This window comes from Actinomadura napierensis (assembly GCF_039529375.1).
In the GTDB taxonomy this organism is placed as follows: Bacteria; Actinomycetota; Actinomycetes; order Streptosporangiales; family Streptosporangiaceae; genus Spirillospora; species Spirillospora napierensis.
The window spans coordinates 1-21,863 of record NZ_BAAAMR010000102.1 but is presented as its reverse complement, the minus strand read 5'-3'; the positions used below and the strand labels follow the sequence as shown (position 1 = coordinate 21,863).

The 21,863-nt window shown below is 68.7% G+C and carries 19 protein-coding genes and 1 pseudogene; 7 read left to right on the top strand and 13 right to left on the bottom strand.

Annotated elements, in window-relative coordinates; genetic code table 11:
• Positions 1 to 243: 243 nt before the first annotated feature.
• The 7 genes from ABD296_RS38570 (at position 244) to ABD296_RS38540 (ending at position 12,345) form a co-directional block, all read left to right on the top strand.
• Positions 244 to 1,926 carry a Cas10/Cmr2 second palm domain-containing protein gene (locus tag ABD296_RS38570; RefSeq protein ID WP_344279420.1) on the top strand — a complete coding sequence of 561 codons (1,683 nt, stop codon included), beginning with the start codon at positions 244 to 246 and terminating at the stop codon, positions 1,924 to 1,926.
• Positions 1,923 to 4,241, top strand: coding sequence for an RAMP superfamily CRISPR-associated protein (locus ABD296_RS38565; protein ID WP_344279417.1), 2,319 nt, complete (start codon positions 1,923 to 1,925; stop codon positions 4,239 to 4,241). Before ABD296_RS38570 ends, ABD296_RS38565 begins: the two co-directional genes overlap by 4 nt.
• Positions 4,238 to 5,806, top strand: coding sequence for an RAMP superfamily CRISPR-associated protein (locus tag ABD296_RS38560; RefSeq protein WP_344279414.1), 1,569 nt, complete (start codon positions 4,238 to 4,240; stop codon positions 5,804 to 5,806). The genes ABD296_RS38565 and ABD296_RS38560 overlap by 4 nt, the downstream gene beginning before the upstream one ends.
• Complete coding sequence (csx19, locus tag ABD296_RS38555) at positions 5,803 to 6,375, top strand: type III-D CRISPR-associated protein Csx19 (protein WP_344279411.1); 573 nt, start codon at positions 5,803 to 5,805, stop codon at positions 6,373 to 6,375. The genes ABD296_RS38560 and csx19 overlap by 4 nt, the downstream gene beginning before the upstream one ends.
• Positions 6,375 to 8,729, top strand: a complete 2,355-nt coding sequence (locus ABD296_RS38550) for a TIGR03986 family type III CRISPR-associated RAMP protein (protein ID WP_344279408.1) — start codon at positions 6,375 to 6,377, stop codon at positions 8,727 to 8,729. The genes csx19 and ABD296_RS38550 overlap by 1 nt, the downstream gene beginning before the upstream one ends.
• A gap of 135 nt (positions 8,730 to 8,864) precedes the next feature.
• The gene (locus ABD296_RS38545) at positions 8,865 to 11,084 is read left to right on the top strand and encodes a hypothetical protein (RefSeq protein ID WP_344279405.1); all 2,220 of its coding nucleotides are present in this window, start codon (positions 8,865 to 8,867) and stop codon (positions 11,082 to 11,084) included.
• Positions 11,077 to 12,345, top strand: coding sequence for a hypothetical protein (locus ABD296_RS38540; RefSeq protein ID WP_344279403.1), 1,269 nt, complete (start codon positions 11,077 to 11,079; stop codon positions 12,343 to 12,345). The genes ABD296_RS38545 and ABD296_RS38540 overlap by 8 nt, the downstream gene beginning before the upstream one ends.
• Here the strand turns inward: ABD296_RS38540 and ABD296_RS38535 are convergent.
• From ABD296_RS38535 to ABD296_RS38480, 13 genes and pseudogenes are all read right to left on the bottom strand, one after another.
• On the bottom strand, positions 12,284 to 12,709 hold the full coding sequence (locus tag ABD296_RS38535) for a hypothetical protein (RefSeq protein ID WP_344279400.1): 426 nt from the start codon (positions 12,707 to 12,709) through the stop codon (positions 12,284 to 12,286). The genes ABD296_RS38540 and ABD296_RS38535 overlap by 62 nt on opposite strands.
• Positions 12,706 to 13,509, bottom strand: a complete 804-nt coding sequence (gene cas6, locus ABD296_RS38530) for a CRISPR system precrRNA processing endoribonuclease RAMP protein Cas6 (protein WP_344279397.1) — start codon at positions 13,507 to 13,509, stop codon at positions 12,706 to 12,708. Before cas6 ends, ABD296_RS38535 begins: the two co-directional genes overlap by 4 nt.
• Before the next feature lie 65 nt (positions 13,510 to 13,574).
• Positions 13,575 to 13,856 (bottom strand): hypothetical protein, encoded by a 282-nt coding sequence (locus tag ABD296_RS38525; RefSeq protein WP_344279394.1) that lies wholly within the window; start codon positions 13,854 to 13,856, stop codon positions 13,575 to 13,577.
• Complete coding sequence (locus ABD296_RS38520) at positions 13,853 to 14,134, bottom strand: CRISPR-associated endonuclease Cas2 (protein ID WP_344279391.1); 282 nt, start codon at positions 14,132 to 14,134, stop codon at positions 13,853 to 13,855. The genes ABD296_RS38525 and ABD296_RS38520 overlap by 4 nt, the downstream gene beginning before the upstream one ends.
• Before the next feature lie 4 nt (positions 14,135 to 14,138).
• Positions 14,139 to 14,912 (bottom strand): CRISPR-associated endonuclease Cas1, encoded by a 774-nt coding sequence (gene cas1, locus ABD296_RS38515; protein WP_344279388.1) that lies wholly within the window; start codon positions 14,910 to 14,912, stop codon positions 14,139 to 14,141.
• Positions 14,913 to 14,946: 34 nt separating this feature from the next.
• Positions 14,947 to 15,510, bottom strand: a pseudogene (locus ABD296_RS50720) (reverse transcriptase/maturase family protein); the annotation flags it as partial.
• A gap of 609 nt (positions 15,511 to 16,119) precedes the next feature.
• Entirely contained in the window at positions 16,120 to 17,019 is a 900-nt protein-coding gene (locus tag ABD296_RS38510; RefSeq protein ID WP_344279385.1) for a HesA/MoeB/ThiF family protein, read from the bottom strand.
• Positions 17,007 to 17,531 (bottom strand): hypothetical protein, encoded by a 525-nt coding sequence (locus ABD296_RS38505; RefSeq protein WP_344279382.1) that lies wholly within the window; start codon positions 17,529 to 17,531, stop codon positions 17,007 to 17,009. The genes ABD296_RS38510 and ABD296_RS38505 overlap by 13 nt, the downstream gene beginning before the upstream one ends.
• Positions 17,531 to 18,145: an E2/UBC family protein gene (locus tag ABD296_RS38500; RefSeq protein WP_344279379.1), complete on the bottom strand. Its 615-nt coding sequence runs from the start codon at positions 18,143 to 18,145 to the stop codon at positions 17,531 to 17,533. The genes ABD296_RS38505 and ABD296_RS38500 overlap by 1 nt, the downstream gene beginning before the upstream one ends.
• 110 nt (positions 18,146 to 18,255) lie before the next feature.
• The gene (locus tag ABD296_RS38495) at positions 18,256 to 18,909 is read right to left on the bottom strand and encodes a hypothetical protein (protein ID WP_344279376.1); all 654 of its coding nucleotides are present in this window, start codon (positions 18,907 to 18,909) and stop codon (positions 18,256 to 18,258) included.
• Between the two features lie 15 nt (positions 18,910 to 18,924).
• Positions 18,925 to 20,001, bottom strand: coding sequence for an IS630 family transposase (locus ABD296_RS38490; RefSeq protein ID WP_344279373.1), 1,077 nt, complete (start codon positions 19,999 to 20,001; stop codon positions 18,925 to 18,927).
• A 53-nt stretch (positions 20,002 to 20,054) separates the two neighbouring features.
• On the bottom strand, positions 20,055 to 20,336 hold the full coding sequence (locus tag ABD296_RS38485) for a hypothetical protein (RefSeq protein ID WP_344279370.1): 282 nt from the start codon (positions 20,334 to 20,336) through the stop codon (positions 20,055 to 20,057).
• Between the two features lie 39 nt (positions 20,337 to 20,375).
• The gene (locus tag ABD296_RS38480) at positions 20,376 to 20,645 is read right to left on the bottom strand and encodes a hypothetical protein (protein ID WP_344279367.1); all 270 of its coding nucleotides are present in this window, start codon (positions 20,643 to 20,645) and stop codon (positions 20,376 to 20,378) included.
• Positions 20,646 to 21,863 lie beyond the last annotated feature (1,218 nt).

Genomic DNA, 21,863 nt, shown 5'->3' with positions numbered 1-21,863 from the left:
TCGGTGCGAGGCCACTTGAGGACAAGGAACCTCTCGTATATCCGACCGGCGTCCCGCATCTTGTCGATTAGGGTTCCGCTGCGGAGAAGTCATGGACCGAGAAAACCACGAAGCTTCTTCGGGGTTTTCACGGATGTCTGATGGACGAGCGAATATCTGCACGTCAGAGGTCATTGGCGGGCAGCGGGTGCGGTCCGTCCATCAGTACGGGGCGGATGATGGAAGTGGGAGGCGGGGGAACGCATGAAGGTGCATGCCGTGGTGATCGGGACGTTCGGCAACCAGCGCTACATCTTCTCCTCGAACAAACGCCGCGAGAATGTCGGTGCCTCGTATCTGATCACTCGGGTCGAGGATGCGTGGTTGGACGAGGCGCTCATGGAGGTTGTGGGCAGCGCCGATCGGCACCGTTCGATCGAGGGGCATCCGGTGGAGGTGGTCACGGCCAACGCGGGTGGGGTGACCGCGCTGGTGCGTGATCGCGAGGTCGGGCGGCGGCTGGTGACCGCGATCACACTCCGCGCGCTGCGCGAGGCCTCTGGCCTGGACGTCTGCGGGGTCGTGGGGGATCCGGTCGAGTGGGCCGACGCAGGGGGCCTGGCGGAGGGGATCGGCAGAACCCGTGAGCTGCTGTCCAGGGTGGCCATGACGAGGCCGGGGCCGCAGTTGAGGTTCGCCGGTGTGCCGGTCGCCGCGCGTTGCGGATCCAGCGGGCTCCCCGCGCAGAAGCCGGTCGTCCTCGCTGAGGGGGCGAACCCCGAGCCCCGGTCGGCGCCGAGCATGGCCAAGTTGGACGCATTCGAGGACGCGCTGGGGCGCTTGGCGGTCAAGATGGGGCTTGCGGCCACGGAGAAGGACAAGGCGGTTCGCGCCGGCCTTCGCGAGGCGGTCGACCATCTGGCCGAGCGTGCCGACTGGGTGGCCGTCGTGCATGCGGACGGAAACGGTCTGGGCAAGGTCTTCCAGAACTTCACAAGGATCATCGGGTCCGAGGCCACCGCCCGTTCATACGTGGACTCCCTGCGAGGCCTGTCAACAGGCGTGGACGACTGCGCGGTGAAGGCGGTCCGCATCACGCTCGACAAGTTGAAACGGACGATCCGACAGGACGGGAAACCGGCGTTTCCGCTGGTCGAGAAACGTAACGACCAGTCGGCCAAGGAACAGCTGCCACTGCTTCCGCTCGTTCTTGGCGGTGACGACCTGACCGTCGTCTGCGACGGCGCGATGGCGCTGTCGTTCGCCGAACGGTATCTCCGTGCGTTCGCCGACTGCGCCAAGGCCGATCCCCGAGTCGGAGACCTGCTGCGCGAAGCCGGCCAGCCGGAACTGGGCGCGTGCGCGGGTGTCGCGATCGTCAAGCGGCATTACCCGTTCCACAGTGCGGCCGAACTCGCGGAGGGACTGACGAAGGAGGCAAAAAGCGTCAAGAAGCAGCTGGGCCCGAATCGGTGCGCGCTGTCCTTCCACGCACTTTACGAGAGCGCGTTCGCTAACCTCGCCCGGTTGCGCACCGAGACGACGCTGCCCGATGGCACGCGCCTCACTGCGCAGCCCTATGTGGTGGGTGAGGCAGGTGAGGACCCCGGGGGATGGTCCCGTCATCGGCACTGGGACGACCTGTGTGCCCGCGTCCAGGAATTGACCCGCACGAACGAGGAGGGAGAGCAGGTCCTGGCGGCCGGGCAGGCCCATGACCTGCGCGCCGGGCTGTTCCTCGGGAAGGACGTCGCCGACGCGCGGTTCTCCATGCTCACGATGCGGATGGGAAACCAGCCGGCTGCGAAGACTCTAGGCGATGGCGACAGTTCGCTGTTCTGGTCCCATGACGGCGAACATCGAACCGGGCTTCTCGACGCGATGGACGCGGTCGGGTTCCTGCCGACCGATGCCCGCATCGCGGACGACGAGGAGGCGCGGGCATGACCGCGGAGCTGAAACTGCACCTGCGGATGCTGAGCGACTGGCACATCGGGACCGGCACCGCGGCGCACGGCCACATCGACCGGCGGGTGCAGCGCGACTCGTACGGGCTGCCGTTCGTCCCGGCCAAGACGCTCATCGGCGTGTGGCGCGACGCTTGCGAGGTGGCCGCGAATGCGCTGGATTCCGGTTACACCGGGGATTGGCATTGTTGGCTGGAGTACCTGTTCGGCAGTCAGCCCTCCCATGCGGCGAAGGAGACGGGACGGAGGCCGGATTCATCGACTCGGCATCCACGTCCGGCTGCCCTCGTATTGCGCGGCCCGCTGCACTTCCCGGGACGGCTCGGCCCGGTTCTGGCCGCCCGGCCTCGGCTGCGCGAAGCCGTGACGTTCGTCAAGCCGGGTGTCGCCATCGACCCGGCGACCGGGACGGCGCTTGAGGGGATGCTCCGCTACGAGGAGATGGCTCGCGGCGGCATGACGCTGGAGGGGACCGCCGAACTGTCCGGCTCGCTCACCGAATCGCAGCGGCGTTGCGCGCTGGCTCTGCTGTGGGCCGGCGCGGTGCTGGTGGAGGGCATCGGCGGCAAACGCCGCCGTGGAGCGGGTCGCTGCCGGCTGGAGCCCTCCGGCCCTGGAATGCCTCCCGCGTCCGAGGACCTGGAGGCGGTCCTCTCGCAGCCTCCAGCGGCGCCGCCCGCACCGGCCGATCGAGGGCCGGTTCTCGGGGCGGAGACGTCGCCCTCCAAGGAATCGTGGGAACGAGCCGAGTTGACATTCGAACTCCTGACACCGCTGCTGGCCCACGACCGCACGATCGGGAACCTGGTCAGCGGCCGCGACCACATTCCCGGCTGGCTGATGCTGCGCTCCGTCCTGTCGCTCCTGGGCGAGGGCGCGGCGGCCGCGGCCCGGCGCGGCGACCTCGTGGTCACCTCCGCGACACCGCTGGTGGACGGGCGGCCGGGCCGTCCGGCACCGCGCGTCCTCGCCGCGGCCAAGGACGACCAGGACCAGATCATCAACTGGATGGTCCAGCAGCCGGGCGACGAGGACGCGACATTCAAACGGCTCCGCTCGGGCTACGTCAGCGCCGAACCCGGGGGAGTCTTGGCGGTCCACAGGCCCGTCTTCGTCACCCGCATGCACAACACCGTCCAGGACGAGACGCAGCGTCCCGACGAAAGCCTCGGCGGCGTCTATGTGTACCGGGCGCTCGAACCCGGAACCATGCTGGCCGCCGAGGTGCGCGTCCGAACCGGGGTGCTGACCGAGGGCTGGCACGACCGGCTGACCGAAACGTGGCGGCTCGGCCGGTCCCGCAAGGACGACTACGGGCTGGCGAAGGTCACCGCGCGGCTGCGGCCGGACGGCCCGGCCCGTCCCGGCGCCGTCCCGTCTCTGCGGAAGGGCGATCGGCTGCGGGTCTGGTTGTTGTCGGACGTGCTCGTCCGCGACAGGCGGCTCGCCCCCAGTGCGGACCCCGCCGATTTCGCCCGGGCACTGTGCGACGCGTTCGCCCGCGCGGGCGAGATCGACGTCACGCTTGGGCCCGTCATGGAGGACGCCGGCCTCGTCCCCACGTCCTACGAGATGTCGCGCACCGACTCCTGGCAGGTCGGCTGGGGCCTGCCCCGCCCGAGCCTGCTCGGTCTCGCGGCGGGCGGCTGCCTGACCTTCGAAGTCACTGAGGGCGGCATCGGCCCGGACGCCCTGGCCGCCGTCGAACTCGGCGGTATGGGAGAGCGGCGCGGCGAGGGCTTCGGTCAGGTCCGGTTCAACGACCCGCTCCTGGCCGGCCCCGTCACGTCATCCGGCGCCTCCGTTACGGGCCGCCCAAAGGTGACCGACCCCGGTGACCTTCTGCCCGGCGAGGACGGGCATGTCGAAGCACGGCTCATCGAGCGGGCGGCCTGGCGTGCGGAAATCTGGCGGCGGGCCGAACAGCACGCCTCCGGCGTCGATCAGATCCTCGGTCCCCTCACCGAGCTGAGCGCGTCCCGGCTCAACTCGGTCCGGGGATTGCTGAACCGGCTCGGTGAGGACTCCGAGACCCTCCGGCAGCGCATCGCTCGCCTCACGGCCCGATGGCCGAAATCCGAAGCCGTCCGCGACGCCCTGGAGAAGTTGCTGACCACCGAAGACCGGCTGTGGGTCCTGCTCGCCCTGCCCACCGCGGAACTCTGCTTGACCAGCGATGGGCCCCGGGTGCTGCCCACCGAGCTGCGGCGCGAGGCGCTGCGCACCCTCATCACCGCGTGCCTGGCCGCCTCCACCCGCCGCGCCGCACACGAAGGACAGGGGGCGACGGCATGACCGACCGCACCGGACGACCGATGGACCGGCGGCTGCGCGTCCGCGGCTGGCTGCGCGTCCAGACCCCGCTTCACGTTGGAGGCATCGCCCTCGATCCAGCCGATGCGCTGCCGGTGGCAGTGGACGGGCAGGGCCACGTCTACGTTCCAGGCACCGGCCTTGCCGGCGCTCTGCGCAATTGGATGCGCGGCACCGACACCCGGCGCGGCGCGCTGGACGACCTGTGGGGTTTCGTCCCCGACGGCGTCGCGAACGCGGGCAACGCCAGCCGCGCGGTGCTCCGGGACGCGGTCATCGCCACGTCCACCGCCTTCAACGGCTACGGACTTCCCCGCGACCCCATCGACCCGGTGACGCTCCCGACCCGGCACGGTGTCGGAATCGACCGCTTCACCGGCGCGGCCGCATCCGAGTTCCTCTACACCCGCACCGTCGTCCCTCCCGGCAGCTACCTGGGCTTCGAGATGGACATCGAATCCACCACCGAGCACCAGGACGAGGACAGAAGGCGTCTCGCGGCCCTGCTCGCGGCGCTTTCGGCCGAAGAGATCCAGCTCGGCGGCGCCACCCGCCGTGGGCTGGGAACGGTGTCACTGCTCCAATCGCCGCTGTCGGTGCACGAACACGACCTCACCAAGCCGTCCGGACTCCTGGCCATCCTGCGCGGGCGGCCCGCCGACGCCCGCCTGGAAACCGCTGCGCTGCCCGACCGGCGTGCCCTTTTGAGGATTCGCATCGACTGGGAGCCGGCCGCGCCCGTCATGGTCCGCGAAAGCGGCGAAGGCCCGGCGATCGGGACGCTCCCGCTGACCACGCGCCTCAACGGCGAATCCCTGGGTCTCACCCTCACCGGCGGATCGATCAAGGGTGCCCTGCGCAGCCACGCCGAGTTCATCGAACGCACCGCACGACAGGTGTGCGCACCGAACCGGCCGGCCGCGAACGCGACGCCGCGCGAGCACAGTGACAGCTTCCGAGACCAGCTCGACCAGCTCCCCGCCGTCCGGAACCTCTTCGGCGCCGGCCGGAGCAGGACCGGCGGTGCGGCAGGCGCGCTCACCGCCCACGAATGCGTCAGCCGAACCAGGATCCCGGCCAAGGTGTGGAAAGCACTGACTGACGCGCCCCCCGGCACGGACCCGCAGGAGCGGCCGAAGCTGTCGAAAGACGACCGGAAGCAGCTGAACGACCTCGGCATGGACCAGGCCGACCACGTCGCCATCGACCGCTGGACGGGCGGCGCCTCGCACAGCCGCCTCTACAGCGTCCTGGAACCGCACGCCATCGACTGGGAACCGATCAACCTGACCGTCGACCTCACCCACCTCGGTGAAAGCCAGGACGCCGAACTCGCGCTGCTTCTGCTCGTCCTCCGCGACCTGGCCAACCGCCGCATTCCGCTCGGCGGCATGGTCACCCGAGGCTTCGGCGACATCACCGTCCTCTCGACCACCCTCACCGGCGGCCGATGGCCCGACGGGACCACCCTCGCCAAAGCCCTGGAAGAGCCGCAACTGGACGAGGCGTGGAAGCAATACCTGTCCTCAACGGAGGTGAACGCGTGAACACGGTGACCTTGCACTCCGCCGCGACGAAAGACGTCACCCTCCGGTGGGCACTGCGGGAGGCCGCCCCGGCCGGCGGCGTCGCCCTCCTCGCCACCGCCCGCCGGTACCAGGTGGGTCTCGTGGACGACGCCCGCGAGCTGAAGTCACGCTCCGGAACGATCGCCCCCGACGACGTCTTCGAAGCCCGCGTCTTCACGCCCACCAGCGAACTGCGCTGGCTGCACATCGCCGACGGCAAGGGCCGCGCCGTCGTCCTCTCCGAAAACGACGCAGCCATCCCGAACCAGTTCGGCGAACAGCTCGCCCCCATCAACGCGGTCGACACCTGCACCGGCGGCTACCTGCTGTGGGGCCGCGTCGCCCGCTCCGCCGGCGACGGCTGGACGACGCTCGCGACCGAACGCATCGGCACCCTCTCCATCCCGGCCGACATCACCGGCGACCACGCCCGCCTGGCCACGTGCGAATACATCGCCGTGGAACCCGTCCACGGCAACGCCTACATAGCCGAGGAACGCCTCCTCCACTTCGAGACCATCGCCCCGTCCCGCCCAAAGGACTCCTGATGCCAGACCAGCCGCACAACACGCCAGGTTCGGTTCCGAACCCCAGCGCTTTGGGCAGGCAACTCAACCGGCAGCGTCAGAACGTGGAAGCGGCCACTGCGCCCCGGCAGCCTGCACCCCAGCGACCTGCGCCCCGGCGACTGGCGGCTCAGCCTCAGGCGAATGCCCCGAGGCGACCGAAGACCGAGTACGAACCCGACACCGGGGCGCCTTTCCTCAACCCGTATACCTTCGTCCCGGTCGCCCCCCAGTCGGAACTGCCGGAAGTCCTCCGGGACGCACGGCCACTCGGTCACGACCGGCTCCATCGGAACCGCTGGACGGGGGCGATCAGCGTCAGGCTCACCGTGCAGACCCCGCTTCTGCTGCTCGACTCCGCGCGAGCCGTCCCCGACACGGAGAACACGGACCACCTCATCTATCCGGTCCTGTACCGGGGACGCCCGGGACAGGGGCACCGCCCTCACCTTCCCGCCACGTCGCTCAAGGGCATGTTGCGCTCCGCCTACGAAGCGGTGACGGGATCACGCTTCGGCGTCTTCGACGTCCACGAAGGCCCGCACACCCGGCCCCTCGGTTGGCGTCGCACCGCGCAACGCATGCGGCCGGTGCGAGTCACCGACGATGGCGAGCAGTTGGAGTTCTGCGATGCGGTGCGCCTGCCGTTCTACGGACGCAATACGCCGCTGAAGTACCGAGACACGAACCAGATCCCCGAACACGGCGATGAGGCACTGGTCCGCTACGAGACACGACGCGGGATCGAGACCATCGTCGAGATCGCCACCATGTCCGACGGCGAGGCCTACGATTCCGAGGACTTCTACTTCGGGTATGTATTTCTCACCGGCCCTAATGCGGTCAAAAAGCAGCACGCCCAAGTCTTTCTCACGTACAAGGAGCCGCAGGCCAAGCCGCTCTCCCGTCAGCTACGCGACGGCTGGAACAAGATTATAGAGAACTATGAGAACTCCCACACGGAAGCGGAGATCTGGGAACGCAGAGACGCGAATGAGCAGAATCGGGGACCTGGTGAGTGTTTCGGCGAAGAGCCGGGCAAGCTCGCCTGGAGCCCGCACCTCTGGCAGAAAGACCGAAAGGTATTGGGGCCGCGCACCCTGTGCTACGCCCTCGAGCGGGGCGGGCGCATCGTCAATCTGTACCCGGTGGCCATACCGCGCGACATCTCGATGCGGACGCCGGCCGAGATGTTGGACGACAGCCTGTATCCGGCGCCGACGTACGAGCAACTGTCGCCGGCCGATCGCGTGTTCGGCTGGGTCGCACCCGAAGGTTCCAGCGTCCGCCCCGCCTCCTACCGAGGCCGTCTACGGCTCCGCGATGCTGAGTGCGTGAGCACGGAGGGCGCGGTGACGGAGTTCGCAGACGAGAAGGGCCTGCCACTCGCGATCCTCGGCCAACCCAAGCCGAGTCAAGGACGATTCTACCTGGCGGATAAGTCCGACACGATTCTAAAAGACGATTCACCCCGGACGAAAGAGAAGATTTACTACGCAACTAATCTCGAACTGCGGGGGCGTAAGGTCTACTGGCATCATGCCCGCATCGCCGACGAGGCCCGCTACTGGGAGGGAGTCGACACGTCGGGACAGGATCCGACGCAGGAGAACGTCAGCGGGAAAGGCTACCGAGAATACCGACGGCCGCGCGAAATAGCGTCCGATGTGGAAGGCCCGAGCCTCACCGAGGACGGCCAGGCCTTCGCGACTGCCGGAGATGCCCAGCGAGACTCCCAGAACCGGTCCGTTCGCGGCTGGGTGAACAAGGACACCGAGTTCACGTTCACCGTTGAGGTCCGCGACCTCAGCGATGCCGAACTCGGTGCTCTGCTGTGGCTGCTCACGCTCGACCGTGGACAGCACCACCGTATAGGGCTCGGTAAGCCCCTCGGCTTCGGCAGCGTTCATCTCTCCATCGACGAGTCGAAAACCGACCTGTATTCGACCGATCAGTGGGTCGAATACTATGGCAGCCTTTCCGCGGATGCACAGCCGGATGGCCCATCGGCGCCGATAGCCGGGATCCAAGAGGTCTTCGATGCATTGGTAAGTCAATCAAAGGCGCTGAAGACGATGCGGGAGGCATTCCTTGCCGCCGCGCAAGGGAAACAGGACCTTCCTGTTCACTACCCTCGGGCTCGTCCCCTCGGCATGGCCGACGGAAGTTCGATGCCGCCGGATCCGCGTGGGCAGTCCTACGAATGGTTCACCGCGAATGAGAGAGTCAGTCGAGGTGAGATCCTTGGCGGACACGGCAGGTCGCTGCCCGCTGCGACCAGTACCGACAAGGAACTGCACCTGTACAAGGAAATGGAGATCCCGGACAGGAACTGAAGCCCGTTGGAATCCGAGGTGGAGGGGCGAAATGGAGGAGACGGATGGGCGGGGGCGGGGGCGGGGTTTGGTTGTTTCATCCGCTGGGGGGGCGGGGATCTGGGGCTTCCGTCGGGTGGCCAAGTAGCGGGGCCGGTGGACTTCGAGTGCGCGCCGGATGCGGTGGGACGGGACCGGCGTCCGCTGCGGCGGGTATTCGAGGGCTTGGCGGCGGCAGGTGTCGAGGTGGACGGGGTGGTGCTGCTCGGCACGCTCAACCGGCAACGACCGGGGACGGAGACGTTCGCCGCCTATGGGCGGCAACTCCGGGAGCTGATGTGTTCGCCGGAAGGCCTGTTCGGACGGAGCTTCGCAGCCGACCGGGTGCGCGTGGTGGAGGTCGCGGAGCCGAGGATGCGCCATTGCAGGGTCCCGACAGCACGGGTCATGGGCGAGATCGAGCCCCGTGCGTGCTTGGTGTCATCGGGATCGGGGTCCTATGCGCTGGGAGCGGGTGCGTTGCTCGCCGCGTTGGAGAGGGGCGTCCCGGCCACACTGGTACCGGTGCACGAGCGGGGCGTCCCGTACCGGTTCGAGGACCTGGTCACCGCGGACAGACCGCTGCGGAACTGGTTGCTGCGTCATCGGTTCTGGGCGGAACTCGCCGAGTTCGATCCTGACGACGCCGACGTGTGGCGGCTGTTGGCGGCTCGGCAGCGGGCGGACGTGGGGCAGGCGAGGCGGGCGAAGCGGCACGGTGGCGTGCCGGGGATGAACGCCGGCCAGCTGGTCAAACTGACGGAACTCGGGTTGGCCGTTGAGGCGGCGTTCTTCGAGCGGGTCGCCAGAGGCGAGGCCATCGATCAGTCGTTGCTGCGGGCCTGGTTCCTCCAGTCGTTGGCCAAGCGGCTCAAGTCGGAGAGCGAGGCGATGTTCCCCGCCACCCGGGACGTAGTCGAGGAGTTGGTGACGGGGCTGACCAGCCGGAAGGGTCGGGGGGCGGGTGACCGGGAACTTCTCCGGCAAGCGCGGGAGCGGCTTCCGCGGCCTGCGGACGGTGAGTGCGCAGCGATGCTGCGCGACCCTCAGCTCGCCGAGTTCCTTGAAGCCGCGGCCTCTCATGCAGCCCACCTGAGCGAATCAGGGACAGGTCTTCTGCCCAGGACGGTCACCGAACAGGCCGATCGTTGGGAGGGCAGTGATCTCGTTCCGAAACTGCTGAAGCAGCGCGGCATCACGCCTTGGCCGGTGCTGGGCGGCGGGGACGTGCTGGTGCTGATGTCCGCGGGCCTCGGGCGGCAGGGGGAGAGCGACGAGCAGGACCGACAGGCGCTGCGCGAGGTGCTCACGTGGGTCTCCGATAGGAATGACCGCTTTCCTCGGCCGGGGCGTTTCCGATTGCGTTTGCTGGCCACCGAGCGGACGCGCGAGCGGCTGGAGTCGCTGGCCACGTGGGTGCGCTCGCTGAGAATGGACGGTTCCGTCGATGCGGAGGTCGTGGGGCCGCTGCCGATGCCGGTCCTGGACGAGCCGCCGGACGTGTCCGGGACGCGCGACGTCATCTGGGGGGAGCTGGAGGCCGCGGGGCGTGCGACCGGCCGGGCGGGTTCGGGAAGCCTGCGCGATGTCGACGAGGTCGTCCTGGTGCTGAACCCCGGCCCGGCGGCCGTCGGCAACGCGATGATCGCGGCCGGGTTGGAGTGGTCGTTGACGGCCGCGTGCCCGCTGCGGATCGTCGAGCTGGGCCGTGATCGGGGCGTCCGGCCGGTGGCGCGCGACGGTGGGCGGGTGCTGCGCCGGCTGGGCCCGGACGTGGCGCTGGCAGCGCTGGCCGCCCGCGCGATGCGGCGGTTGGACGTCCGCACGGCCTGGCGTCTCCTCGGTCACGCGTCGGAGCGCCTCGACGAGGTGCGCGAGGCCGTCGGCAGGCTGCACCGCGACCTGTACGCCGACCCGGAGACCGGCGGCAAACAGGAGCGGTATCGGCTTGCCCGGCAACGACTGGCGCTGGTCGCGCGCGTGCTCGCGGACGATCCGTGGCCCGCCTGCTACGTGGCCGTCGAGGCGATCCGCCCCGGACTGCTCGGCTGGGATACGCGGTTGTGGAAGGACACCGTCACCCGATCTCCTGTGCTGAAGGACCTGGTAGCGCTACGGGACACCTCGCCGTACGCGCACCTTCTTGATCGGCTCCGGCAAGGTGACCGGGAACCTGATGAGCCGCCCGCGAAGGAGTACGTGCTGCGGCTGATCACACAGGTCATCACGGATCTGCGTGCGGGCGGCAACCGGGACGCGAGCGAGGACCTCATGCTGTTCACCCGATTCGAGCGCATCTGTGCCGAGCTCGATCGACACGCGCAGGAGCGTGCTTGACCTCTCCTTGACCCGACGATTGTGTCAGCGGATACTGCGATCAGTTCGACGGCTTCGGGCCGAAGAGCGTCTTGAGGCTTCCACGCCTTCCGAGTGGGCCGTGGTCTCCCGGCATGTGCCGGGCGACGCGGTCGGGTTTCCGATGCCCTCGGGAGGTTCAGTGCGGCCCATCGCCCATCTGGCAGACCGCGATGACGCGATCGCATTCGCCGCGTTCCACACCCTCGCCGCTCCGGCGCTGCGCGCCGCCGCGCGCTGGCCCCTTCTCCGGGCACGGCACGCCGGCGGTGCGTGCAGGGCCCCGGTGGGGACCGGGCAGTGCGCCGCATGCGAGGCCACCCTCGACGATCTGCTGCTCGACAGCTTCACTCGGCTGCGGTCCGCGCTGACCGGCCCGCTACCGACGACGCGTTCGGGCGAGCCGGTGAGGGAGATGGCGTCGCTATGCGGTCATCTGACCTCCCGGGCGGCTCGCGGTGAGGACGCCGCGGCACTCGCCGGACCGCTGGCGGGGCCGGGGAGCGATGGCGAACCGGCGTGGCTTCGGGCCGCCCGAGCCCAGCTCGTCCACTACCCGCTGCGTCACCTGGAGGAGCGGGTCCGGCGTGAGGACGCCGTCCGGCGAGGCGCCTCGGCCCGTCCCGACAGGGACCTGCGGCAGGCGGCGTGGGCCGCCCCGCTCCGCGCGGACGGCGCCGTCCTGGACCTGCTCATCCTCGCGGTGTTCCGGGTCCGGCGCGGCGTTGCCGAACCGTTCGATGTGCCGGGCGACCTGCGCGAACGCCATGGCTTGTCCCGCACGGAGGCGACCCGTCGGATGGGGGACGCGTTGCGGGCGCTCCGGGAAGCCAACCCGGCGTTCTTCGCCGCCAACATCGGCGAGCCCTTCCCCGAGGTCGCTGCCGTGCCCATGGCCGACCCGCAGGAGCGGCTGGACGCAGCGGTGGACCGGGACGCCGCGCGAGCATCGATGCACCGCATGCTCGCCGACAGGGCCAATGACTCGGTCCACCGAATGGAACGGCGGATCAGCTATCGCGCCGTCGTGGCGGCGGTGTGCGCGGTCGGTGCGGGCCGCAGGGCCGACCCGGTCACGGTGGCCACGATGAATCTGGGACTCGCGCCGAAGCCGGCGGGGCGTCTGGTGCGGCGGCTGGCGATCCTGGTCGCGGCCGCCGGTGTGGATTGGTCCGAGCAGTTCACTCCCGGTACACCCAGCGGCGGATCTCCCGGACGATCAGCCCGGCGTCACGCACGCTGAGCAGCGCGTCGACTGGCCTGGCGGTGGTCTCCACGGTGAGTGACATCCCGCCCGCCCGGGGCTGCACGGCGACCCGCCGCACCACGATCGGAGCGTCGCCGGCGAGTGGCTGTTCACTGACGAGCAGGCCGGGACGCGGCAGGCAGGCCCGGCGCTCGGATTCTGCTGCGTCGAACAATTCGATGAGGTCGGCGCCGATCGGAGAGTCGTCGAGGTCGGCTCGGATGGTCACGGCCGTCTCCGCGGTGAGGGTCAGCACGGCGAAAGGGCCGTGGAACCAGGCGGCGACACCGCCGGCCACGACCTCCCGCGGCCCATAAGGGCGGGCGCGGATCCGCTGCGCATATCCGTCGGAGCTTGTCATCGGGTTTGCGGAAGGACGTGCCCCATGCCGATGGTGGTGCGGTCACCGATGCCGGCGTAGGCACTGAAGCGGACGAGGGTGTCCAAGCTCGCGAGGGCCTCGGGACTGGATCGGCGAGTGTCGGCGACCCGGTAGACGACCTTGCCGACGCTGCCCCGCACCGGCGGAACGTTGGCTTTGAGCAGGTGCTCGGTCATCGTCAGACGATAGTCGGCGATTTCGATGTTCTGCGTGATCGCCTGGCTGGTCGCCTCATCGAGCGGGGCGTCAGGCGCGAAGGCGGTCCATTTGCGGTACAGGTCGGCGAGGACCCATTCGGGCTCGGGAAACGGCCGGACGCGGCGGGCGCCCTCCTCGCGGGCGGTGAAGAACGCGACGGGCGTGGCGATCCGCAGTGCCCACCGGTCGGCGGGCCGGGCGCCGGCGGCCAGATCCGGAAACGCTTCGGCCCTGCCGATCCCGACGCTTGCGACCCGATACAGGCACCGTGCCACCCGCACGTTCTCGGTGGCCGCGAGCGCCTGCAGGATGGGCGCGGTCAACGAGTCGACGAGGACCCCGATCTCGAACCGCACCCGTTCGCTGGACGCGCCGGCTCGCCGGTCCTGCTCGTCCAGAAGCGGAGTGAGGGCGAACGGTTTGGGCGGCCGTGTCTCATGAAGCGCGGACGACAGGTCACTTTCGCCGAAGTCGCGTAGCGCGGCGAGGAAGGCCGCGTTGACCGCCGGGCCGGTATGCGGCGGCGGAACGGGCGGACGCCCACCGGCCGGCTCGAGATGGACGATGATGCGAGCGGGCATGCGAGCCTCGGCCTTCGTCTCGTCGGGGAGTCTGACGGAACCCTATTGAGGACGCGACCGGGAGGTCAGTCTGCGACCCAAGCCGGTCGGGCGAGTGGCGGCCCGTCCGGGACCGTCCGTACCTCGCGGGCGCACACAGGGCAGGGCGCGTAGATGCGCAGCCGATCGACGGGAGCCAGCAGCCCTTCGAGGGCGGCGGCCGCGCGGTGGGCGTCCAGGCCCGCCAGATCCGGGATCATCCAGCCGCTCTGCTGGAACCGGTCGGCGACCTCGTCCAGCGCGGCCCGCAGCCGGTCACGGCGGCCGTCGTCGAACACGTCGTAGCAGATCAGCACCGGGCCCTTCATGGCACGACCCAGCCCAGCGGCGCCGTGCTCTCCGCTGTCCCACCACGATGTGCGACCTTGCAACGGGGACAGTTCGGCAGCGCCAGCAGGTGGTCGCCCGGTCGCAGATGCTCGCTCGCCCGCCGGACGATCTCGTCCAGCTCAGCGGTGTCGGCGCCGATCTCGTAGACGGTGTAGAGGACGCGCGGACCGTATCCGGCCAGCAGCGTGTTAACCGCCCGCCGTCCGGCGTCGGATGCGACGTCGAACGTCACGGTCCAGGAAGTGTGGTCTGCCATCGGGTCACCTCCAGGCGAACGGGTCATAGGTTTCGGCCTCGCCGAGGATCCAGGCGCGCAGCGCGACGCATTGGGCTCGGAGCTGGTCGGCGTAGGTACGTTGCGCCGGGGGTGCCGGCCAGCCGCGTGCGGGCGCGGCCAACCTGGCGTGGAAGCGGGTGATGATCTGGCTGCGGGCCTGGGACGACAGCCATGGACCGTCCGGGCCGTCTTCGAGGTCTCGGGCGGTGACCGCGCGCAGGCCGGTCAGCGCCAGAACGGTGGAGTCCAGCAGGACCGGCCGCCACTCCTCCATCAGATCGAACGCCAGTGTCGGACGACCCCGCGCCGGAGTGTGCAGGAAGGACAGGTACGGGTCCAGGCCCGCTGCCAAAAGCCCGGAGACCACGGTCTCGCGCAGCAGCGCCGAACAGTAGTTGGTGAGCGCGTTGACCACGTCACCGTTTCGCCGGCCGCGCCCGGTGAACCCCAGAGCCGGGTCGAGCACGCGGGCGAAGGCCCGGTAGTAGACACCGGAGGCGCCGCCCTCCACGCCCATGACCTGCGCGACATCGCCGCACTCGGCGACCCGTACCTCCAGCGCCGACAACCGGCTCGCGGCCTGCCACACCAAGTCCGGTTCCTCTGCACGGCGGGCGCGGCGGCGCAGCAGCACATGCTGGTTGCGGATCTTCCCGGCGACCAGAACACGCGACAGTTCCAGCCGGTCGGACGGATCGCTGTGCCGCTCCAACTGCCGGCGCCGCGCGAGCACGTGGCCGGCACCGGGTGCCTCCAAGGGTGAACCCGAATTCGAAGTCGGCGATGAAGGTCTTGTCCGAGTTGATGCGCAGGCCTCGCCTGGTCAATGCCCTGTCCACGTCCCTGAGGGCCTCGATCGCCTGGTCCGGCCCCGTGCACAGCACGGTCAGGTCGTCTGCGTAACGGACCAGCCAGCCCGACTGCCCGTCCACTTCGCGGTCGAAGCCGGCGAGGAAGAACTCCGCGAGCGCAGGACTGATCGGCGCGCCTTCGGGCAGCCCTCGCTGCCGCTCCAGGATCCCTTCCGGCATGAGCCACGGCGCGCGAACCCAGGAACGGACGAGTTCAGCGAGATGGAAGTCGCTCACTCGTGCGGTGACTTCCTCCAGTAGCAGACTGTGATCGACCTCGGCGAAGAAATCCGCGATGTCCGTGCGTAGTACCCATCTGAGCCCGGAATCGCGATGGCGCTGCACCTGCTCGAGTGCGTTCAGCCACGACCGTCCGGGCCGGTATGAGAAACTGACAGGGTTCGCGGGATTCAACCGCGAGCCATGAACGTTCAGGAAGGCGCGCTGAACGATGCGGTCGCACACGGTCGGCAGGCCCCGCGTCCGAAGCTTGCCTCCTCGCATCAACCGCAGCGGCCGGAGTGGCTGCGCCCGGTACCGTCCCTCCCGCAATAATGCGGCCAGCGACGTCAGCCGCGGCCCCACCTCACGCCCGAACACGGCCGCGGTGACCCCGTCCGCCCCCGCCATCCCACTGCCGGCGGCCACGCGGGACCAGGCGGCCCACAGCACCCGGTCGCCGGTCATCCGCTCGACCAGTCGTGACACCGGCCTCGTCTCGTCGTATGTCCTCATGCTCACAACCGATGGACGAAGCCCCGTCCCGCCATTTCAGGAATGGCGCGGAGGTTGGCGCACACTCCCAAAATGCATGCTGACCTGCGCAAACGATGGTCTGAAGATCATCTTGGAGACGTCTTCAAGATCGCTCCGAGGGAGGTTGGCGCATGATCTTGCAAACCCGCAGGCCAGACCCCCATAATCTGAGGTACTGTCGCAGAGCCGCACAAAACCGCATCGGATTGAAACTGCCGTCGCGCCGCTGGTCGATCGAGTTGAGACCCCCATCGCAGAGCCGCACAAAACCGCATCGGGTATTTCGGAATTAAGACTGGTCGACAATAGAAAGCGCGCAGCCCCAAGTTCTGGGGCCGCGCGCTTGTGTTGTTGAAGTCAAGGTTGTGGAGGCGGTGACGGGACGGAGAAGTGCGGTGGGGGTGCGGAGTCGCCTTCAGCGCGGAGGGAGTCGGGTCCGCAGGCGGGGCAGTCGAAGTCGCGTTCGGCGTCGATGGGGGTGAGTGAGGGACTGCTGAGGTCGATGAGGGTGTAGGGGCGTGGGTGGTGCCAGCCGGTGAGTAGGTTGAGGGCTTCGCCGAGGGCGATGCCGGCGATGGTCTGGTTGAGGAAGATGACGCTGGGTGTGGGTTCGTCCGGGGCGTCGCGGAGGTAGCCGGCGCTGCGTTTGGCGGCGGTGAGGGCCGGGTCGAGTTCCATGGACGCGGTTGAGGGGTCGTAGCCCGATAGGCAGAGCAGGCATGGCCCGCCCGGCGCTACGGTCGCGACGTGGCCGGACACGTCGAGTGAGCCGTCCCCGCTGCGGGTGATTTCGGCGCCGGTGTCGATGTAGGGGCGGGCGTATTGGACGGCCATTGCGTTGAGCGCCCAGCGCGGGGCGTGGCCGTCGACCGCGCCGAAGATCAGGTCGGCGCAGCGCAGCGACAGCCACGCTTCCGTGTCCAGGACGCTGGCCCGGCTCGTCTGAACAGGGATGTCCGGGGCGATTCGCCGTACGGCCCGTGCAGCGATCTCGGTCTTGGACGTGCCGTTGCGGGCGTCGGTGGGGGTCGCGCCTGCGAGACGGTTGAGGTTAGTCGGTTCGACTTGGTCGGGGTCCATGATGATCAGTCGTCCGATGCCGAGGTGGGCGAGGCCTTGGATGATCAGTGAGCCGATCCCGCCTGCGCCGACGACGGCCACGGTGGCGGCGCGCAGCTGGTTCTGTCCGTCGCGGCCGAAAGCGCGGACTTGCCGATCGTGACGGTCGGGTTCGCGGACGAGGTTCACGGTGTACATAGCGGGACCTCGCTGAGGGTGTCGTCGAGCAGGACGCAGGCGTCGAGCGGCGCGAGTTCGCGTGGGTGTGGGGACCATGCGCCTGCCAGCCCGCCGGGCCCGAGGACCAGGGACGCGGCGGCGATGGGTGGGGCGTCGGGCATACTCGCGGCGAATTCGGCGTGGGTGAGGCGCATGTTCTGTTCGTCGTGCCCGGAGAACCAGACTGGCCCGCCGCCGAACGGGTGGGTGTGCACGTCGACCAGGGACATCCCGGTCTCGTAGCAGGCGCGCAGTACCTGCTGAGTGAAGCCGGGGTCGACTTCGGCGCGGACGGGTGATTGGACGTGCAGGACTTCGTCCGGGATGAGGAGGGCCTGGCGGACGAGCAGGTCCGTCGTCCGGCGTCCCCACGGGTCGGTCCAGCGGCTCGCGCGGGCCAGCAGGTAGGCCATCCGCTCGGACGAGGAGGCCAGCAGATGCCGTTCGGCCGGTCGCCAAACCTGGGCGGGCAGTCGCAGTACGCAGCGCATCAGTCCGCCGTCCCGAGGTAGGTGCGGATCGCCTCCACGAAGGTGATCAAGGAATCCTGGTCGGCTCGCCAGTGGCGTTCGGGGTCCTCAAGGCAGTACCAGTGGTAGCCGAGGTGGGCGTAGGGGTTGTGGTAGTCGCGGATGTAGTGGCCCGGCGCGACGAGTTGCCCGCCCTTCCGGCGCTGCAGCTTGGCGGTCAGGTAGAACCCGTCCGGCGCGCATTCGGGGTAGGCCGCCGGAGGGACGATCAGGACCTCCGCACGGTCGGGCACCCAGCCCGCCGGTAGTCGGAAACCGCTGATGAACACATATGACTCGTCGTCGGCGATCCTCAACCCGGGGTAAGCCGCCGCCAGCGTCGCCGCCTCCACTCGCAGCCGCGCGGTCCGGCGGGTGACGGCTTGCGCCTTGGAGTGCCGGGCGTGGTGGGTGAAGGTGTCATTGTCGGCAACGCGCAGCCGCTTGGCGTCGGGGACGATGACGTTGCGGTCCTTCTCTTGCTGGACCAGTACCCGGTCGGCGTCGATTCCCGCGAGCCGCTTGATCTCCTCTCCGTTGAGCTGGTCGGCGATCACCGGAACGTCCACCCCGTTGATTCGGATCGTCTTTCCCATAAGGCCCCCTCCGTCTCGACCGGCACGTACACCCGCAACGGATGGACGAACCGCGAGACGACGACCCGGCGACACAGGACGCATGAAATGTGGGAGGTGGTGGCTGTAGGTCAGTCTGCCAGGGCGCGGTACCGGGAAAGGCGAAGCTCAAAGCCCGTCCGAGCGCCGGGCTGAGTGAGCGGACGGCCGCCGCTGGTGCCGGCGTTCCAGATCCATGGCCGTACGCGCCGGTCCGCTGCGGGAGGAGGTGCGGCACCGATGCGCTGACGAGCGGCGACCCGCAGACGTTGTAGGTCCCCAAGGCCGCCGACGGACCTGTTGAGCCCCCGCTGCCGTCCGTCCTGGGCGGTCGCTTCCGCCAGCGCCATCAGCTCGTCGAGGAGCGACTCCTGGTTTGTGCGCCGCTGTAGATCCTCCTGTGGGCCAGGCTCGATCGGTCGTGCCTCCGCTCTGGTGGACGATCCCGGATGCGTACTGCGCCATCTCGTGCCGATGCTGTCCAAGGCGTCGGTGAGGAGGGTGAGTACCTGCCGTTCAGCCGCGGTTCCGGTAACCCACACGGTTTGGAGGACAGGCGTGATCTCGGCCCAGGTGAAATGCGCGAGACGTGAGTAGTCGGGAGGCGGGGACGCAGCCCATGCCATCGGAGGCGTCAGGTAGGTCAGGTCGATGCCGTACCCGGGATAGTGGTGATCGGCGAGTGTGAGATATGCCGGTATCTGCGCGGGACGGTGACTCGCGGTCTCGGTCTTCAATTCGATCACCCAGAGCCGGTCGTCCTAGTGTCGCGTGAATGAAGTTCTTGGACGGCGTGGGGTGGCGTGTTCGAGGATTTCGTCGGCGGTCTTGGTCCATGTGAACGGTTCGCAGCGGTCGTTGTAGGCGTCGATGAAGCGGCGGATGGCTTCGATGAGGTCGTTTACGCAGGTGAAGGTGCCGCGGCGGATGGCCTGGCGGGTGATGATGCCGAAGAAGACCTCGACCAGGTTCAGCCACGAGCAGGAGGTCGGGGTGAAATGCAGGGTGATCCGGGGGTTGCGTGCCAGCCACGCTTGGACCCTGGGGTGCTTGTGGGTGCCGTAGTTGTCGCAGATCACGTGCAGTTTCACCCGTGGATGGGCCTTGGCGACCTGCTTGAGGAAGCGCAGGAACTCGGTGTGGCGGTGCCGGGCATGGCAGGCGTCGGCGGTGACGCGGCCGGTGGCGATCTCCAGTGCGGCGAACAGCGTGGTGGTGCCGTGCCGGACGTAGTCGTGGGTGCGTCGTTCGGCCAGACCGGGCCGGACCGGCAGCATCGGCGCGGTCCGGTCCAGCGCCTGGATCTGCGACTTCTCGTCCACGCAGACCACCACGGCCTTGTCGGGCGGGGCCAGATACAGCCCGACGATGTCGCGGACCTTGGCGTCCAGTTCGGGGTCGGTGGAGAACTTGAAGGTCTCGCTGCGCCACGGCTGGATCTTCCACTTGCGCCACACCTTGGCGATCGCGCCGTTGGAGATGCCCAGCTCGGCCGCCAGCAGCCGCGACGACCAGTGCGTCACTCCCAGCCGCTCGGGCGGGCCCTCCAAGGTGCGGACCACCACCTGCGCCTGGTCCACCACCGGCGGGCGCCCCGACCGCGGCCGGTCGTCCAGCCCGGCCAGCCCCGCTGTCCGGTACCGGTTCCGCCAGGTCACCACCGTCTGCCGCGAGACCTCCAACCGGCGGGCGATCTGCGCGTTCGGCACCCCCTCGGCGGCCAGCAGCACGACCCTGGCCCGCGTCACCAGCCCCGACGGCATGGAAGGCGACCGCACCCACGACCGCAGTTCCCGCGCATCGTCCTCGGCCACCTCAAGCGGCACAGCAACAGCCATGCCTCATTCAACCGCACCAGCCAAAACCGTCCAAGTACTTCATTCACACGACACTAGAGCAGCGCGTAGTCCGGTGCCGCGCCGGCCTCGGCGTCATGCCGTTTCGGCAACTCGAACTCGTCGACGAACAGCGGGGCGCCCGTCCAGGGCGCGGCGTCGAAACACAGCGTGTCCAGCGCGCGAAGGAACTCGATGCCCTTGGCGCCGGGACGGTTCCGGCCGTTCCATTTCGGATAGGCCCCATCCAGGATCAGCATGGTCAGCAGCCGCTGGCAGTACTCCTCCCGCCCGAGCTTGAGTTGATCGAGCAGCGGGGAAGGGTCTTGGAGGGACATCTGCTCAACATCCGTAGGGTCGTCGGACGTGAAGGCGGATCACCAACTGTCACCTCGGATGCGCGGATCCATCAGAATCGCCCACGTGTACGACGGCCCCTGACACTCGGGGATGGCCCCTGGACCATCGACGGGCATCACCGCCAGTGCCTTCGCGAAGTTCGACCTCGGCAGGTTGCGGTTGGTCCTGTTGGTCCGCAGGTAGTTGCCGGGGACCTCGTACACGAACGGGCGCCCGAGGATCGTGTGAAATTCCGCGCCGGCATGGTGGCGGATGCGTTCCCAAACCTCGGCGAAGTCGGCTGCCATGCCCGCAGTCTTCGCCCGATTCCCGATCAATACAAGGGCCTCGCCTAGCACTGCGTGGCTTATGTAGCCTGTCATCAAGAGGCTGGAGGCGGCGGGCGTGAGCCGCCCCTCTCGACGGCGGATCCAGGTGAGCACCGGGAACCTGCGGAAAGGCGTACTGGACGATGCGGTCGTACACGATCGACAACCCCGCGTCCATGGCTTGTCGCGTCGCAGCAGTCGCGCTGGGGCCGCCGACCTGGCCCCCACTCCAAGGCCGAACAGCGACGCTATCAGCGCGTCCATCCCGGCCCCATGCTGCTGCCAGTCACCTGCGCCGCCGTACTCACCCGTCGCAGACCATCTGCTCCAGCAGCCGTCACAGGAGCCTCGTCTCGTCTCGTCCCCAGCCTGCGACAAGCGAGCGAACCGCCTTCCAGTGTATTAGGGAAGTGTTTATAGGTTGGCGCACACCTCAAAAACACCGACTGACCTGCATAAACGCCTCATCCAAGATCGTTTCCGACGCCTCTTCAAGATCGCTTCGAGGGAGGTTGGCGCATGATCTTGCAAACGTGCAGGTCAGACCCCCATAATTTGAGGTACTGTCGCAGCGCTCAACAAAACCGTATCGGATTGAAACAGCGGTCCGTCGGCGATCGGTGCGAGGGGAACGTGGGTCGCAGCGCTCAACAAAACCGCATCGGATTGAAACTCAGTCGGCCGGGAGCTCTTCGCCTTCGCGCAAGTCGCAGCGCTCAACAAAACCGCATCGGGTTAGAAACGGACGAAACGGGCCTGCCAGCTTAAGTGTGGTGGTGTGCGGTGGGGCGTCCCATGCGGGGGCGTGCTGGAGGCGGTATCGACGCGTGCGGGCCGGGGCGGCCGGAGGTTCCTCGGCGGGCGCGGCCCGGCCGGTGGATGAGATGGGGCGCGGGGTGGGTCGTGCTCAGCCGGTGGGCGTGCTGCGCCTGGAGTTGAACGGGCGGGAGCAAGGGGCTGGGGTGTGCCGGTGCGTGTTGGCTGTCTTGGACGGCGCGCGGTGAGGGGCGGGACTGGGCCGGTCCCGCGGGTGAGGGCGGCCGGTGTACGCGTGGCGTGACCCTGGGGCGTGGTGTGCGGCGGGCCGTCCGGCGGGGTGGTGTGGACGGCCCGCCGCGACTTAGAGGTCCTAACAGAATCAGCGGACGAGGCGTCGCCAGCAGATGATGGCTGCGGCGAGGGTCATGAAGGCTTCGT